General features: G+C 44.2%; 15 protein-coding genes. 5 read left to right on the top strand and 10 right to left on the bottom strand.

Features of this window, described 5'->3' with window-relative positions; genetic code table 11:
• Window positions 1-116 precede the first annotated feature (116 nt).
• Both AB6E51_RS06135 and AB6E51_RS06130 read right to left on the bottom strand, forming a co-directional pair.
• A complete protein-coding gene (locus tag AB6E51_RS06135) occupies window positions 117-989 on the bottom strand; it encodes a patatin family protein (RefSeq protein ID WP_372057840.1) in 873 nt (290 codons plus the stop codon).
• Window positions 990-1,206: 217 nt separating this feature from the next.
• Window positions 1,207-2,658: a catalase gene (locus AB6E51_RS06130; RefSeq protein WP_372057842.1), complete on the bottom strand. Its 1,452-nt coding sequence runs from the start codon at window positions 2,656-2,658 to the stop codon at window positions 1,207-1,209.
• A 386-nt stretch (window positions 2,659-3,044) separates the two neighbouring features.
• On the opposite strand from AB6E51_RS06130, the gene AB6E51_RS06125 reads away from it, so the two are divergent.
• Window positions 3,045-3,254, top strand: a complete 210-nt coding sequence (locus AB6E51_RS06125; RefSeq protein ID WP_065583766.1) for a hypothetical protein — start codon at window positions 3,045-3,047, stop codon at window positions 3,252-3,254.
• Window positions 3,255-3,417: 163 nt separating this feature from the next.
• Here AB6E51_RS06125 and AB6E51_RS06120 read toward each other — a convergent pair whose 3' ends face one another.
• From AB6E51_RS06120 to AB6E51_RS06095, 6 genes are all read right to left on the bottom strand, one after another.
• Window positions 3,418-4,299 (bottom strand): L-ribulose-5-phosphate 3-epimerase, encoded by an 882-nt coding sequence (locus AB6E51_RS06120; protein ID WP_017064000.1) that lies wholly within the window; start codon window positions 4,297-4,299, stop codon window positions 3,418-3,420.
• An 8-nt stretch (window positions 4,300-4,307) separates the two neighbouring features.
• On the bottom strand, window positions 4,308-4,955 hold the full coding sequence (locus AB6E51_RS06115) for a 3-keto-L-gulonate-6-phosphate decarboxylase UlaD (RefSeq protein WP_017064001.1): 648 nt from the start codon (window positions 4,953-4,955) through the stop codon (window positions 4,308-4,310).
• A gap of 4 nt (window positions 4,956-4,959) precedes the next feature.
• Window positions 4,960-5,781 (bottom strand): pyridoxal phosphatase, encoded by an 822-nt coding sequence (locus AB6E51_RS06110; RefSeq protein ID WP_372057844.1) that lies wholly within the window; start codon window positions 5,779-5,781, stop codon window positions 4,960-4,962.
• An 87-nt stretch (window positions 5,782-5,868) separates the two neighbouring features.
• On the bottom strand, window positions 5,869-6,567 hold the full coding sequence (locus AB6E51_RS06105) for an L-ribulose-5-phosphate 4-epimerase (protein WP_372057845.1): 699 nt from the start codon (window positions 6,565-6,567) through the stop codon (window positions 5,869-5,871).
• Between the two features lie 10 nt (window positions 6,568-6,577).
• Window positions 6,578-7,045: a PTS sugar transporter subunit IIA gene (locus tag AB6E51_RS06100; protein WP_017064004.1), complete on the bottom strand. Its 468-nt coding sequence runs from the start codon at window positions 7,043-7,045 to the stop codon at window positions 6,578-6,580.
• Window positions 7,046-7,111: 66 nt separating this feature from the next.
• Window positions 7,112-8,950, bottom strand: a complete 1,839-nt coding sequence (locus AB6E51_RS06095) for a PTS ascorbate-specific subunit IIBC (protein WP_017060920.1) — start codon at window positions 8,948-8,950, stop codon at window positions 7,112-7,114.
• Window positions 8,951-9,289: 339 nt separating this feature from the next.
• On the opposite strand from AB6E51_RS06095, the gene ulaR reads away from it, so the two are divergent.
• The 4 genes from ulaR (at window position 9,290) to AB6E51_RS06075 (ending at window position 12,210) form a co-directional block, all read left to right on the top strand.
• A complete protein-coding gene (ulaR, locus tag AB6E51_RS06090) occupies window positions 9,290-10,045 on the top strand; it encodes an HTH-type transcriptional regulator UlaR (protein WP_372057847.1) in 756 nt (251 codons plus the stop codon).
• Window positions 10,046-10,165: 120 nt separating this feature from the next.
• Window positions 10,166-11,233 carry an L-ascorbate 6-phosphate lactonase gene (ulaG, locus tag AB6E51_RS06085; protein ID WP_372057849.1) on the top strand — a complete coding sequence of 356 codons (1,068 nt, stop codon included), beginning with the start codon at window positions 10,166-10,168 and terminating at the stop codon, window positions 11,231-11,233.
• A 68-nt stretch (window positions 11,234-11,301) separates the two neighbouring features.
• Complete coding sequence (locus AB6E51_RS06080; protein WP_017064006.1) at window positions 11,302-11,544, top strand: hypothetical protein; 243 nt, start codon at window positions 11,302-11,304, stop codon at window positions 11,542-11,544.
• Between the two features lie 204 nt (window positions 11,545-11,748).
• Window positions 11,749-12,210 (top strand): hypothetical protein, encoded by a 462-nt coding sequence (locus tag AB6E51_RS06075; RefSeq protein ID WP_372057850.1) that lies wholly within the window; start codon window positions 11,749-11,751, stop codon window positions 12,208-12,210.
• Window positions 12,211-12,253: 43 nt separating this feature from the next.
• On the opposite strand, the gene AB6E51_RS06070 is transcribed toward AB6E51_RS06075, so the two are convergent.
• Together AB6E51_RS06070 and AB6E51_RS06065 are read right to left on the bottom strand one after the other, a co-directional pair.
• Entirely contained in the window at window positions 12,254-14,485 is a 2,232-nt protein-coding gene (locus AB6E51_RS06070) for a hypothetical protein (RefSeq protein WP_372057852.1), read from the bottom strand.
• A 431-nt stretch (window positions 14,486-14,916) separates the two neighbouring features.
• Complete coding sequence (locus AB6E51_RS06065; RefSeq protein ID WP_017060926.1) at window positions 14,917-15,255, bottom strand: hypothetical protein; 339 nt, start codon at window positions 15,253-15,255, stop codon at window positions 14,917-14,919.
• Window positions 15,256-15,359 lie beyond the last annotated feature (104 nt).

Below are 15,359 nucleotides of genomic sequence, written 5' to 3'. Positions count from 1 at the left end.
AGATTGAGTTAACAGCAGGCTGAGTTAAAAACAAACTAGGTCTACAGATACAAAGCCACGCTATTCTGAAGTGAACAGCGTGGCTTCGTCGTTTATTCAGTATTCTAAAACCGTTCCTAGACGCAGAAATGACAATCTTCAGTGTCTAAACCATAAACGCCTTTTCTAATAGCAAGGTGCTCTTCACCGGCTTTGACGCCCATCTCGTAACCTGTATTAAGAGTACTTTGATCCATAGTTAAACGCTTAACCGCGAAGGCTTCAGGTGGCGCTATCACTTTAATAGTCGCATCTTTGGGTGGGTTACGAATGAACTCCAGAGACTGGTTGTAGTTTTCAGCACGTACCGCCATCGACTCAGCAATATTTGGGAATTTCTTTAACAGCTTTTTCAGCATCCACTGATACCTCTGCGGTTTCATTCGGTAGCTAAGAGGATGAGAAAGAATCACCGTAATGTCTCGTGCGCCGCGACGGTATGCTTCGCGAACCGGAATCGAATCCGCTACACCACCATCGGTATAACAACCACCCGAGAAACACGGTGTTTCGCGGTAAGCTATAGGTAAAGCTGTTGTTGCTTCAACCACATTAGAAAGGTTTTCTGGCTTGATATGATAGTAGTCTGCACTACCCGTATCGACATTTGTGACAGCTGCTATGAGTGGGATACTTGAAAACAACTCACCACAATCGAGCGGATAACGTTGATTGGATTCGTTCCATAACCATTTAACATCTACCAAGTTACCGCCTTTGGCAAAGCGAGCAGGATTAAAGAAAGTTTTATCCGTCGCCATCGTGGTGATCACATCATAACTGCGTTTTGGTGCATGAGATAAGTAGCCAACCAGATTCGACACACCTGCAGATACGCCGATGGCAAAATCATAAGGACGGAAATCGTCTTGCATGAAGGCGTCTAAAACTCCAGCAGCAAAAATACCTCTCATTGCTCCACCTTCAACGATTAATGCGCTCTTATTCATCTCAAACTCTTCTACTTTATAAACTGATAGTCGTAGAATAATCCCATCACTCTTACAAAGATAATGGGATAGATTTATCAATTCGATAGGTAAAAACTATCAATGTGGATTGTTTAATTTTTCAATGATTTAGGGTTGCTTGATACTCAGCGAGATCAAAAAAGGCCATCGAGTAGTTCACTCAACGGCCTTTCAATTAACAAATCAAGATGATTGATTACGACTTAAATTCGCTCACATCGATTTCAAGCAGTTTACCAATGCCTTCACCGTATGCAGGGTCGGCTTTGTAACAGTGTCTTAGGTGACGCAATTGAATCTCTTTTGGTACGCCGCCTAGGTTACGAGCAGTGTTATCAAACAGAATCGCTTGCTTCTCTGGTGTCATTAGGCGGAACAAGTCACCCGGTTGCGAGAAGTAATCTTCATCTTCGCGGTGATCCCAGTGTGCTGCTGCGCCATCTAGGTTCAGTGCTGGTTCAGCGAAATCTGGCTGCTCTGCCCACTGACCTTCGTTGTTTGGCTCATAACCTAGTGTGCCACCGAAGTTACCATCGACACGCATCGCGCCATCACGGTGGTAGCTGTGTACTGGGCAACGAGGAGCATTCACTGGAATGTGCTGATGGTTAACACCCAAACGGTAACGTTGTGCATCGCCGTAAGCAAACAGACGGCCTTGTAGCATCTTGTCTGGCGAGAAGCTGATACCTGGAACCACGTTCGCCGGGTTGAATGCTGACTGCTCAACTTCAGCGAAGAAGTTTTGTGGGTTACGGTTTAGCTCAAATTCGCCCACTTCAATTAATGGGTAATCAGCGTGAGGCCAAATCTTAGTTAAGTCGAATGGGTTGTAAGGAACCGTTGCCGCATCAGCTTCTGGCATAATTTGAACTTTCAACGTCCATTTCGGGAAATCTTGATTATCGATGCTGTCTAGCAAATCGCGTTGGTGGCTTTCACGATCATCACCGATCACTTGTGCCGCTTCTTCGTCAGACAAGTTCTTAATACCTTGCTGAGATTTGAAGTGGAATTTAACCCAGAAACGTTCGTTGTCAGCATTGATGAAGCTGAACGTGTGACTGCCGAAACCATGCATGTGGCGGTAAGTCGCAGGGATACCGCGATCACTCATCACGATAGTAATTTGGTGAAGTGCTTCAGGTAAAGAAGTCCAGAAATCCCAGTTGTTCTTCGCGCTGCGCATGTTAGTGCGAGGGTCACGTTTCACGGCGTGGTTTAAGTCTGGGAACTTAAGAGGATCACGAAGGAAGAATACTGGCGTGTTGTTACCCACCATATCCCAGTTGCCTTCTTCAGTATAAAACTTCAATGCAAAGCCACGAATATCACGTTCAGCATCGGCAGCACCGCGCTCACCCGCAACTGTTGTGAAACGTGCAAACAAGTCGGTTTTTTTACCTATTTCAGAGAACAATTTTGCCTTGGTGTATTTTGTGATGTCGTGTGTAACGGTAAATGTGCCGTAAGCACCTGAGCCTTTCGCGTGCATACGACGCTCTGGAATCACTTCACGATCAAAATGGGCCAATTTCTCCAAAAACCAAACGTCTTGAAGAAGTTGTGGACCACGTTTGCCCGCCGTTTGAACATTCTGGTTATGAGCGACAGGACAACCTGCTGCTGTAGTTAGTTTTTTACTCATGATCGATTCCTTAGAGGGTAAATGTGCACAATCGTTGTGACACCGTAAATTTAAGTAGACCCAGCATTTAAACCATTGAATTAGTGTGGATAAAGAATAGGTCGGCATTAAAAATAAACATAATCGTTTCTATTTATCTTTGTTATAGATAAAACCTATCAAGTTGACTGTTCATTTCTTCACACGAGACTGAACAACAACATCCCCGCCAAAGTTGGCATAATCCCATAAGAAAGACCATGGTATCAGTTTGCGATCAAATTTCACTACTTGCATATTGAAATCATAGTTTGAGGGCATCGTTCAAAACTTTGGGCTTAGCAGAGTGGCGTTGAATTAATCGATGATGATATAGTCCACCATAATAAAATATATTGGATATTATCATGCACTCTAGCGACATTATGAAACTGGCAAATTTGGGCGTTAATATCGAAATTTCAAAAGATTCTTCATTGCATCCTTCTGATGCGTTAGAGGTCGTGAAGATTGTTGCTGAAATCGGTAGCCAAATCGTCATCAAGAAGAAATACCATACGGACTACCTAATTAAGATGGCTGAAGTAGGCCGTGATCATGTGACTATTGCTGTTTAAGAACAGCCACTATTTCGAAATTGACATAACCTCAGCTTCAACAGTTTAGAGCGACATGTTGATATAAAAATGCAGCATATTGGGGGGCAATATGCTGCATTTTCTCTTTTCGTTAGGAGCATTGAGAACGCAAAGAGAAACGGGTTAATCATTCTAAGTAGAGCTAGTGGTCAAACAACATCGGAACACCCGTTTGCACACATACCTCGTTCAAACGCTTTTGTGCCGTCAGAATATTCTCTTTCCAACGCTCATCTTGAGCCCACATCTCAATCACGAGTGGTACGACACACTCCGTTTCTTTCAATGTTTCAAAAATGGCATTAAAGTCGACTTCACCATCACCAATCACTAAGTCTCGAAATTGACCTTTGTATTCGTCAGTCACTTTATAAGTGTCTTTGAGGTGGATCTGAGTGATATGAGGCTTGCTCAACTTTAGTTCCGTCACTATGTCGTAATTCCAACCGGAGATATTACCCACATCTGGATACGCCGTGAAATACGGTGAATTGACTTCACGACTCAGCACTTCAAACTTGCTCAAAGAGTTCAAGTAATCGGTATCCATGATCTCCACAGCGAGCATAACGCCCGACCTTTCCGCCAACTGCGCAGAAAGCTTCATGCCTTCAATGAACCTCTGGTGAGTCACCTTATCCGCAGGCTCGTAGTAAACGTCATACCCAGCCAATTGGATGGTACGAATACCCAATTTGTAAGCGAGTGAGATCGCTTTTTCCATATGGATAGCCGCTTGTTCACGAATCACCGGATCTGCAGATCCAAATGGGAACTTGCGATGCGCGCTTAAACACATGGATTGCAGCGCTACACCATGCTTTTCACACAGGCGACGTAAGACATACACTTCATCGTCATTCCAATCCAAACGGCTACGGCGCTCGTCTGATTCATCTACCGATATCTCAAGAAAATCAAAGCCGAGCTCTTTGGTTGTTGCCAGTTTGTCTTCCCAGCTGAGTTCGTTAGGTAGGGCCTTCTCATAAAGCCCTACTCGGTGGCGTAATAAGTTTTGGTACATAACGCCTCCTAATTCCAGTAACGGTCGATCTGAGCTTTTAGTGCTTCTGCTGTTTCTTTACCTTTTTCACCCGCAAGTGCGCGACCTGCAATAAAGGTTTTCGCTTTAATGCCTTCAAATAGGTAAAGGTCTTCAGGCACGATGCCACCTGTGATAGAAAGCTCGATGCCCATTTCAGACAATGCACGCATCTTCACAAGATCTTCTTCAGTCCAGCCCACACCAGCTAATTCAGCGTCACGAGAACGGTGATAGATAGCTTGAGAGATACCTAGGTCGACCCAAGATTGAGCATCGTCCATTGTCCAATTGCCGTAAATTTCGATTTGTATTTCACCGTTAAATTCGTCAGCGACTTTCTTACACGCACCAATGGTTGCGATGTGTGCAGCCGCAGAAACGGTTATCCAATCAGCACCCGCTTCGAATGCCATTCGAGCCAAAATTGCGCCGCCATCGGTGGTTTTCATATCGCACACAAGGATATGGTCTGGGTGGTTTTTACGAAGGGTAGAAACCGCTGTCATCCCTTCAGCAAAAGCCAAAATAGTGCCCACTTCAATCACATCAACAAAGCTTTCAACGTTGTTTGCCACTTCAATTGCGGCAGGAAGATTTGTTTGGTCTAGGGCGATCTGAATCATTGGTTTAGTCATGTTGTTATCCTTTAATTTGTTCACGTATTAGACGGGCTAAGCCATCATGGTTGTTATCTGTTGAGCACACGCGTTGAACGTGTGATTTGACGATGTCATCAGCATTGAGCATCGCTATACCGAATCCGGCGTACTTAATCATGGATATGTCGTTGTGGTTATCACCGACGGCAATGACGTCATCGGCGTGATAACCGAGTTCTGCGATGTATTCAGCAAGGCGTAGGCCCTTACTGTTACCTTTTGCAGCAAAGTCGATTCGGTTTGACCAAGAACGCTCACCGTTGAAGTTCTCTCCTATCCATGGGTGTTGCATTAAACGGTCGACGGAATCTTGGCTCCCCTCTACCACAAACTTCCAAACGTGTTCAGCTTGTTGAGCTGTTTCTATGAATGATTCCACTTGGTAAATTTGTGGGCGATGTTGCTCTGGTGCCGTTTCAGCCCAGCTTTCCAATGCCAACATGTAGGCAAATGGGTTGTACTGTGAGTACGTCATGGCATGAGTTATATACATCACCATCTTGAGCTGAAACTCGTCAGCCATGTTAATGAAAGTAAGTGCCTTATCTTTCTCTATGGCGTTTTGAGTCAATACCGTTTCAGTTTGATAGTCATAAACATAAGTGCCGTTACAGCAGATGATTGGAGTATCTAGCCCCAATTCGTAATAGTAAGGTCGTGCTGCTGTGTGGTGTCGGCCAGTAACAATCATGACGTGACAACTTTGTTTGGCTTCTTGAATCGCCTTTTTTACTTCTGGATGAATCGTGTGATCATCCTTTAACACGGTTCCATCGAGATCTAACGCCAGCACTTTATACATAGAGTCCTCTACTTATTCCCTGAAGTCGGGCCTAATCAATATTGAAGCTACTTCGAATAGAAACGACTTACTTAAACGAAATCCGATTTACTGTTGGCCGTAATAAGCATTTTCACCGTGCTTACGTGAGTAGTGTTTGTCGGATAGTTCTGGCTGAATTTTGATGCCGCTATTCAAGGTGCGCGTTGCCAACGCCATTGCCGACACTTCTTCTAATACCACCGCGTTATGAACGGCGTCGTTGGCATCTTTGCCCCAAGAGAACGGCGCATGTCCTGCAACAATCACACTTGGAACGGCCATTGGATCGATTCGACGTTGCTTGAACTCTTCAATAATCACCAAGCCAGTATTTTTCTCGTACTCTTCAGAAATTTCAGAGTGAGACAATCGACGTGTACATGGGATGTCACCGTAGAAATAATCAGCGTGAGTGGTGCCTAAGGCTGGGATGTCGATACCCGCTTGTGCCCAAATGGTGGCACTGCGTGAATGCGTGTGAACAATGCCACTCACTTCAGGGAAAGCTTTATAGAGCTCTAAGTGCGTTGCGGTATCGCTTGAAGGATTGAGTTTCCCTTCAACAACCTTGCCTTCGAGATCGACGACCACCATGTCTTCAGCCGTCATATCACTGTATTCGACACCTGATGGTTTAATCGCTATCACTCCGTTAACACGGTCAAACTCAGAGACATTACCCCAAGTAAATGTCACCAAACCGTATTTCGGAAGTTGCAAATTGGCTTCTAAAACACGTTGTTTCAATTGGCTATATTTAGACATCGTTGCCTCCTTACGCCGCTTCCGCTTGAAGCAATGCAGCATCAATTAAACGCGCCACTTCTTCTGGGCTTTTGCACGCGCGAAGTTTTGAGAAGTCTTCATCGAATTCAATCAAGTTCGCCACTTGCATGGTGCCTTCGATGTGCTCTTCTGAGTCCTTACCCGCTAGTGTTATCAGCACATCTACAGGCTCATCAACACCTTCAAACGTAATTGGCGTTTCAAGCACGGTTAGCGCAAACCCAGTACGAATAACACCGTCTTCAGGGCGGCAATGTGGCAGTGCGAACGCATCGTGAATACAGATATAAGGGCCTTCTTCACCAATCGCTTTGGTAATCGCGTCGTAGTAACGCTCTTCTGCAATACCCGCTTTCACCAATGCATCAGTCCCAAGCTTGATCGCCGCTTTCCAGTCAGCTGCTTTTGCGTTCAGTAGGATAGAGTTATTCTTGATAAGAGATTCTTTTAAGTTCATGTTATTGCTCACTTATATAATTGTTTTTATTGGCTCAGCAGTGCGACACCACTGAGCCGTTTTTAATTATTTATGGAAGTTGTTCTCGATGATGGAAACAAGTTCGTCGCCGAAAGTTTTCACCATAATCATGTTCTTAACCGCTAACTGTTGCTTACCTTCCGGCAGACCCGTGATCTTCGCTGCAAGAGCAACCGAAGTAACGATGATGTCGAATGAACCAAGGTGTGATTTGTAATCAGTGATGGCGCTGTTAAAGGTCGAGCTTGGGATGCCTTTCTTGTCCAAATACTCTTTGATTTTCTTAGAGCACATCATTGAAGAACCTTGTCCTGAGCCACAGCACACTAAGACACGAACCGGTTTCTGGTCAGCGGCTGGTGAGATTCGAGTTTCTGATGTTGTAGAAGCTGCCGTTGTTGAAACAGATGGTGCTTCAGCGGTTGCTGTCGATTGTTGTGGAACCGCGACTTCAACCTCAATACCTTCAGGCGTTACTGCGGTCATTGTTTCAGCAGCAGCTTCTGCGTCTTCTTCAGCTCGTAGTTGCTTAGAAGCGAAGTACATGTAGATGCCAGCCAAAGCCAAAATCACAAAGAAGAACATGCTAGAGCTTGAGATACCTTGCATGATTGGTGGGAATACCAGAGCCCAGTCAGCCATGCCCATCCAGCCATTAAACTCAGTACCTGATTGAGCGAAGATATGGATTGCCCACGCAGAGCCAACCACTTCGATGATGCCCATCACGAAACAGATCTTCATCACCGCTTTCCAGCCACCAAAGTGGTTAGCAAACACACCGATAGTGGCGTTCGAGAAGAACATTGGGATAAAGCCAGGAATGATCATGATTGGTGCGTCAAACGCTAGCATTGCAAGAACAGCGGTGAATTGACCCACTGCGCCCCACATGAAACCAAATACCATTGCGTTAGGAGAGTAGGCGTAAATAGCAGCACAATCGATTGCTAAAACAGCGTTAGGAATAAGGCGTTGAGAAATACCGTTAAATGCCTCGGACAGTTCCGCAACGAACATGCGAACACCAGTAACGATGACTTGAATGGCAACAGCGAATTTCAAACCAGTTTCAAAAATGTAGATAAACCAGTGCGTTTTACCTGCCATGTCCTGAAGGTTATCAAGACCGAACGAAAGAAGAATAATGCCGAAGAAGCCAGTCATTACTAACGTTGTTGCAGCGATACTGTCGTGGAAAATGTGTAACCACTTAGGCAGTTTGATGTGGTCAACACTGTCGTTCTTGTCGCCAAGCTTCGGTGCAACCTTGGTGGCTACCCATGAAGCAAACTGTTGTTGGTGACCAATCGAGAAACCCGCACCACCAGTGACTTCTTGAGTCGGCTTGAACATGATGTTTGAGGAGATACCCCAGTACAACGCCATCAATATTGCTGAATAAATAATGGTTTCCCACATACCTGCACCAAGCACGAAGTAGAAAACAGCAATGAGGCCAGCTTGCTGGAACATGATATGCCCAGTCAGCATGATGGTTCTGATACCCGTAATACGTCGGAAGGCAACAAGTAGAATGTTTAGCCCAAGAGCCAGTAATACTGCATACCCAACCCAAGAGTAGTTGTCGCCCATGGTTTCCATGGTGGACATCATGGAGGTGTACGGGTCAATTACCGATCCCGTTAATCCATGTATTTCACTCATTTTTTCAATAACCGGTTTAAAACCCGCTACCAATGTTCCTGCACCTACCTGCACTATCATGAAACCAACGATGGTTTTAATAGAGCCGGAGATAACAGTTGTTGCGTCACGTTTTAGAAGGATGTAGCCGAGACAAGTAACAAGACCGAGTAGCAACGGTGCTTTGGTCATTACCTGACTGTAAAAAATATAGAAAATATCGTATAAGAATTCCATATCTTTACCCCTGATTGATTTTTAATTTTAATGATTTGTAGGATGTGATGATTCTAGTTTTGCTCACGAACTAGACTTTACCAATCAAAAGTAATCATTCAATGCTCACTTGTGATTACTTTGATTTATATCAATTAACCATACCCAGAATGTGCTTAATTGAGCTTTAGATCACACGTAAAAATTATAAATACAATAAAATCAACCACTTATAAAACATTGTGATTAATGTCTGGTTTTTATAGCGATGTGGTTTGACAATCATGATGGTGATTATTAGAATCAAAACAAATCAAAAGTAATCATTAAATTGTCACAACGACAAAAAGAGTGATAAATATGAATGAAGTACAAAGACATAACGGCATCTTGTCGCTGTTAGAAGATATGCAGACAATCAACGTCTCTCATATTATTGATAAATTTAGCGTTTCTCCTGCTACTGCTAGGCGCGATATCGCTAAGTTAGATGAAGTTGGCCGACTTAGAAAAATTCGAAATGGTGCGGAACGAGTAGAAACTCAGAAGAGAAAGTGGTCACCACTGAATATCAACAGCACTGAGTTCTATGAAGAGAAATCAGAGATTGCACAAGCAGCAGCTGGACTTTGCGAGGCTGGCGATACAGTCGTTATCAACTGTGGTTCTACTGCGTTCCTACTTGGACAACAGTTATGTGGGGAAGATGTTCAGATCGTAACGAACTACTTCCCACTCGCAAGCTACTTGATCAACGAAGATCATGACGATGTCATCATCATTGGTGGTCAATACAACAAAGCGCAGAACATCTTTCTAAACCCTGCCCCTAATTCATTAGGCGGCTATGCGGGAAACTGGATGTTCACCTCAGGTAAAGGCTTAACCGATGCCGGGCTGTACAAAGCCGACATGTTAACGGCCGTAGCCGAACAACAAATGCTCGAACAGGTCGATAAGCTTGTCGTCGTGGTCGATAGCTCAAAAGTTGGACAACGTACCGGAATGCTCTTTTGCAGCACCAAGCAAATAGACATCGTCATCACCGGTAAAGACGCCAATCCCGAAGTCGTAAAACTGATTGAAGCTCAAGGGACGCAAGTCATCCTAGTTTAAATCGCAGGGCTAACTAGCCCACCAATAATAATAAATTTAGCTCAGTGCCTTAATCCAAATTAAGGCGCTCGGCTCCCTACATCCAAAATTAATCAAATTATTGAAATAAAAGGTATTATCATGAGCAATGTAAACGAAATCACTCGCGAGTCTTGGATCCTAAATACATTCCCTGAGTGGGGCACATGGTTAAATGAAGAGATTGAACAAACAGTTGTGCAACCGGGTACGTTTTCTATGTGGTGGCTGGGTTGTACAGGTATTTGGCTAAAATCAGAAGAAGGTGCAAACCTATCAATGGACTTCTGGTGTGGTACTGGTAAAAAAACACAAGCCGTTCAAAAAATGAAAAACCAGCACCAAATGATGCGTATGGGCGGTGTGGAAGCACTTCAACCAAACCTACGTACCGCGATCTTCCCATTGGACCCTTTCGCTATCAAAGAGATCGATGCAGTTATGGCATCTCATGACCACGGCGACCACATTGATATCAACGTTGCAGCGGCAGTTCTACAAAACTGCGGCGACCACGTTAAATTCATTGGCCCTAAAGCGTGTGTTGATTTATGGATGAAATGGGGTGTGCCAGAAGATCGGTGTGTTATTGCTAAAGTTGGCGACGAGATCAAAATCAAAGACGTGAACATCAAGGTTCTTGACGCATTCGACCGTACAGCTCTAGTGACACTTCCTGAAGGAACATCTTCCCTAGACAAAGAAATTCTAGACGGAATGGACGACCGTGCAGTGAACTACCTAGTAAAAACAACAGGCGGTTCAGTTTACCACTCTGGTGATTCTCACTACTCAAACTACTATGCTAAACACGGTAATGACCACAAGATCGACGTTGCACTGCTTTCTTACGGTGAGAACCCACGTGGCGTAACAGACAAAATGACATCTTCAGACATTCTTCGTGCTGCTGAGTCTTTGAACTGTGAAGTAGTTGTTCCGTTCCACCACGACATTTGGGCTAACTTCCAAAATGACCCGCGTGAAATCGAAATGCTGTGGAACATGAAGAAAGAACGTCTTCAATACGGCTTCGCACCTTTCTTCTGGCAAGTTGGTGGTAAATACACATACCCAACAGATAAAGGCCGCATGCACTACCAGCACTTCCGTGGCTTTGCAGACATCTTCACAAATGACCCAGAACTGCCATACCGCGCATTCTTGTAAACATTAAGAAAAGCACTAACTAGGGAGCAATGCGCTCCCTTTTTTTATCATCGAATAAGGATGTTGATATGGTATTACGTGAGTTCAAAAAACATTTCAGTCGTGGCGACCTGAAAGCAGCAATTGGTGTCGTGTCCCCTGGAGCTAATGGTTATTACTTAATGGTCAAAAGTCATAAGTGGGGAGTAAACAGCTTTCTTGAATCCGACAGAAAAATGCAACCCAGGGTATTCAAGACTCAACAAGCTTTGTTGAACGCCGCTAAAGCAATCGGTTTTTCCTACCACTCGATTGATATCCAACATTTATAATCAAGATGGTTAGATATTGGGTTGATTCTGTTATCGGTGTCGCTTCGTAAAATAACCAAACATTCAGAGCCTGAATACCACCACTCCAAAATCATCTATTTATCTACTCGACAAAAATAATTCTTACAATTAAGCGTTTATATTCATTAATAATATTGGCGGCGGGCGGCATAATAGCCGCGAATCCTTCTAACGAGTTTGGTTATGTTCTACAAGCGTCTTTTGGTATTGGCTTTACCGCTTACTTTTATGTTTCCCATCCATGCTGAAACGTTTGGTGAGCGAATGGCGCGTATCGAACAAGAGAATGTACTGGCGAAAGCCATGAGTGAAGAACAAGTTGAGTTGATACAAAAAGTCGTACAGACCAATCACTGCGCTAAAGTGGCGTTAACCCACCACCAACGCATTTTAGGCCAATATAAGGTTGAGACATCTTCTTCTGAGTTATTCGTAAAATGGCGTCAACTCGGTAAGCAGTTAGACGCTCAATACGAGACAGATTACCCCGGCTACCCTAAGCACGCTTTTCAAGAATATCCTGCGGCTTCAAGCAAAGTCGATGGCTACCTTTTTGCTTTAATCGACAATGGTTTAAACGAGCAATCGTGGATCGCCAAAGAGTTTAAGCAGTGTAAAAAGAATAAGCTCATATTCCGAACCTAAGCTCAAGTCTGCTCTGGTTCGAGAGTACTCACTCACATTGGTTCTAATAAAGTAAGAACAGCCCTTCATAACCGCCAATTTCGATTTCACTCACATAGTCACCAACGTTACCGTTAGCATCAACAGGTTTCATTGGAACATCCAGCGTAATGGTGAGTTTTGCCGCGTCATAAAAGCTCGGATTCTTGCCGTGGAAATCCGTGCGATACAACACACGACCATTGCTGAACTCTCTCGCTAACACCATGTCCTCAGGGCCACCAGCGACCACCTGATTTTCAGATTGATACATAAAGTACGTAAACGTCGGTAGAACGTGAGTGATACCATTGGGCAGATCAGCATGCACCATTTCGTTCATCGAGGAATCGCCAACGATGGTGTAGTCAGCAGGCTGAGGTGTCGTTGTCGAAAGCATCAAAGGAATCGGCGCAAAGCCATATGGGATTTGATGACTCGGCTCTCCCAAGTCAACGGCCAATAACGAACTGGGTTGGTAGGCGATGTTTTTAGGGACACCACTTTGCCAGAAAGTGTCAGCCGTCGTATTGCCACTTCCATAGACGTAACCATTGTTCCACTGATTAAAGTAGCTATGTTGAGCGTGTCGATTGAGGTGGTAGATCGCTAGGGTCGAGTATTGGTCTTGCTTCCAATTATCTTCACTATTTCCAAGATACTGAACTCGCCCATAACGCGTTGTCGCCTGAAAAATAACACTTTGCCCATTGTAGGCGAGCGCAGAATTATCCCAGAATTTTGAGATCCCCGAGTAACCACTAAACCCAGTAGACGGAAAAATGTAGTGCTCGCGTAAATACAGAGAGCCCGCCTCGCTAAGATGAGACTGTCCATTTCGACCCAGTAAGTTCGCGGTTCCGATATTCAACCCAATCGACGCATCACTTTCTAAAGCAGAAAGATTTTTGAGAAACGCTGAAAATTGTTGCTTGTAGAGATCATCCGCTTGATTCGAACCCGCAACAGCTCCTAACTCTTGAACATGCCCGCCAGAGTGAACATAGAACTGGTTCGAGCCAATGAGTTTATTTGTGTCGTCGTTGTACGCACCATTCAAACCTTGTCTTGCCCAGCTTTGCTTGTAGTAGCGATGAATAGCAGATAGATAATCCGCGTTTGCGACGTTCGTTAGCGACCAAGATGAGTTAGCGCTCCACATTCGACCAAATGGCACCACTCTTGATTCCCAACGAAAACGTGCTGTCGCGTTCTTATTGGTTCGATTTCGATACTCGCTTGGCGACAAGTAGTTATCACCATCTAGATCTGCAGACACATCAAAACCACGGATTTTTCGCCATTGGCTGATAGCATTGCTGTCCGGGGTTGAAGTCGGAGCATCGGTTAACTTGACGGTTGGAAAACTGTTTTTGAGTTTTACTTCTTTTAAACGCGGCCTGTCGTCGGCATTCTCACTTTGCCAACGAACTCTCACAACGTATAAGCGCCCACCATCTCTCAAAAAGGTTGAACCAAAATACTGGCCGCCGCCATAACTCGCACCGCTCCCATCATGAGTTGTAGCTCTTAACCAGTTATCCGGAAGGTTCCAGATCACCGATTGGTTTTTGGTCATATTGAGCGTTTTGTCTTTCTTTACATCAAGCCTTTCCCATTGTGAAACCCTACCCTGAGAATCAATAGCAGTTGGGTATTCAATCCAAAATTCACCGCTGCCAGCAAACTGTGAGAACTTAAAGGTCAGCCGTTCGAACTGTTCAGCATGATAGACATACAAAGCCCCACCCTGTTCGAAATTCTCAAACACATCGGCATCCCACGGAGGCTCTTGATACAACCAAAAACCAGCATGGTCTTCACTGGCTGTATAACCCAAGATCATAGGTTTTCGGTTTAAAAGGGTCTTTTCGCCATGAGTTTTATCAACTTCGGCAATGACAGTATCTTCAGAAAAGTGCAGGAAATAGTCTTCGAAATTGAGGCCTTCTAACTCAGCTTGGTTACGGAGATCGTTCTCCAACCAACCCGAGTTCATCGCCATGACTTGGTTGTACATATAACCAATTGTCGTGGCCCGCTCATTGTCGGCTTTGTCGGCATAAGCTCCGAACACAATATCACTGTTGGAAATTTCCCAATCAATGACGGCATTCGTAGATAGTGGGGAGCCCAAAAGATCAACACCAACTTCATGTTGCCCTGGCAGCACAACCGCTGTACCAACAGCAAAAGCGTAACCAGCGATTAAACATGACGGTATGAGTGCGAGCAGCCCAGAAATGTAGGTTTTCATGATTCAAATTTCCTAATCGATACTGTCATGCCTTAAATCACAAAACGAAAAGTCAGCCAACTTACGTGTCAATTTAGGAATCAAAATACGAAAAAAGTATCGACTACATGGCTCTATTGTTCAAGTGCTCGTCTGTCTTGTTTCATCGGTGGCAAGTAAAACGAGCAAATGCCGATTCAAAATCAATGCATTAAGGAAAATATAAGTTTTTGTGATTTTAATTTTATTTGGAAACCAAGTATCTCCGGCTAACGAGAAATCAGCTCAGATTTTCTCAAAATGAGAATAATACGGTTTGGAAGATGAGAAGTTATCAGAGCCTAGAACTCAGAATAGGACTTGGATTTGCTGTATCGAATCTCAGTTTGAGCGCCACACTATTGAAACTCAATTTGGATAGGCTGTCTAAACAAGAACGATGACAACGCTCCTTAAAGCCTCTTGTTCCACTTCCCTTGATGGTCGCGATCGCAATTTTCTTGCGTATCGTAGCTAACATGCTTATCGATATTCTTCAGTTGAATTCCAACTTGATTGAACGCTTGTTGAATAGCCCCTGAGACACTCTGTTGACCTTCGCCACTTAAGAAGTTCGTTCTATCCTGATTGGTATCGAATACACAGACAATTTTCAAACTTTGCGGAAAAGAGGAAAAGTTGACCGAGTGAGTCACCCACAAAAAACCATCGAAGCCTTTCAGCGTGTCTTCACAAACGTCAGTTAACACGTCTCTGATTTGATTCTCGATTTTCTTATCTGATTTACGCATGCGGCAAAGGTCCTATTTAACACCTTAAAAAATAAGGTTTTTCGGTCAGTTTCGTACTACCTGATATTGGACACTGTGGCGGTTTCAAATGCAAAGTATTTATT

Source organism: Vibrio sp. 10N.247.311.47, assembly GCF_041467535.1.
Taxonomy (GTDB): Bacteria; Pseudomonadota; Gammaproteobacteria; order Enterobacterales; family Vibrionaceae; genus Vibrio; species Vibrio crassostreae_C.
The sequence above is the reverse complement of the archived record's forward strand: the minus strand, read 5'-3'. Positions and strand labels throughout refer to the sequence as shown.

Coding starts and splice junctions, on each gene's coding strand:
- AB6E51_RS06135 (WP_372057840.1), bottom strand. CDS start 989: ATGAATAAGAGCGCATTAATCGTTGAAGGTGGAGCAATGAGAGGTATT.
- AB6E51_RS06130 (WP_372057842.1), bottom strand. CDS start 2,658: ATGAGTAAAAAACTAACTACAGCAGCAGGTTGTCCTGTCGCTCATAAC.
- AB6E51_RS06125 (WP_065583766.1), top strand. CDS start 3,045: ATGCACTCTAGCGACATTATGAAACTGGCAAATTTGGGCGTTAATATC.
- AB6E51_RS06120 (WP_017064000.1), bottom strand. CDS start 4,299: ATGTACCAAAACTTATTACGCCACCGAGTAGGGCTTTATGAGAAGGCC.
- AB6E51_RS06115 (WP_017064001.1), bottom strand. CDS start 4,955: ATGACTAAACCAATGATTCAGATCGCCCTAGACCAAACAAATCTTCCT.
- AB6E51_RS06110 (WP_372057844.1), bottom strand. CDS start 5,781: ATGTATAAAGTGCTGGCGTTAGATCTCGATGGAACCGTGTTAAAGGAT.
- AB6E51_RS06105 (WP_372057845.1), bottom strand. CDS start 6,567: ATGTCTAAATATAGCCAATTGAAACAACGTGTTTTAGAAGCCAATTTG.
- AB6E51_RS06100 (WP_017064004.1), bottom strand. CDS start 7,045: ATGAACTTAAAAGAATCTCTTATCAAGAATAACTCTATCCTACTGAAC.
- AB6E51_RS06095 (WP_017060920.1), bottom strand. CDS start 8,950: ATGGAATTCTTATACGATATTTTCTATATTTTTTACAGTCAGGTAATG.
- ulaR (WP_372057847.1), top strand. CDS start 9,290: ATGAATGAAGTACAAAGACATAACGGCATCTTGTCGCTGTTAGAAGAT.
- ulaG (WP_372057849.1), top strand. CDS start 10,166: ATGAGCAATGTAAACGAAATCACTCGCGAGTCTTGGATCCTAAATACA.
- AB6E51_RS06080 (WP_017064006.1), top strand. CDS start 11,302: ATGGTATTACGTGAGTTCAAAAAACATTTCAGTCGTGGCGACCTGAAA.
- AB6E51_RS06075 (WP_372057850.1), top strand. CDS start 11,749: ATGTTCTACAAGCGTCTTTTGGTATTGGCTTTACCGCTTACTTTTATG.
- AB6E51_RS06070 (WP_372057852.1), bottom strand. CDS start 14,485: ATGAAAACCTACATTTCTGGGCTGCTCGCACTCATACCGTCATGTTTA.
- AB6E51_RS06065 (WP_017060926.1), bottom strand. CDS start 15,255: ATGCGTAAATCAGATAAGAAAATCGAGAATCAAATCAGAGACGTGTTA.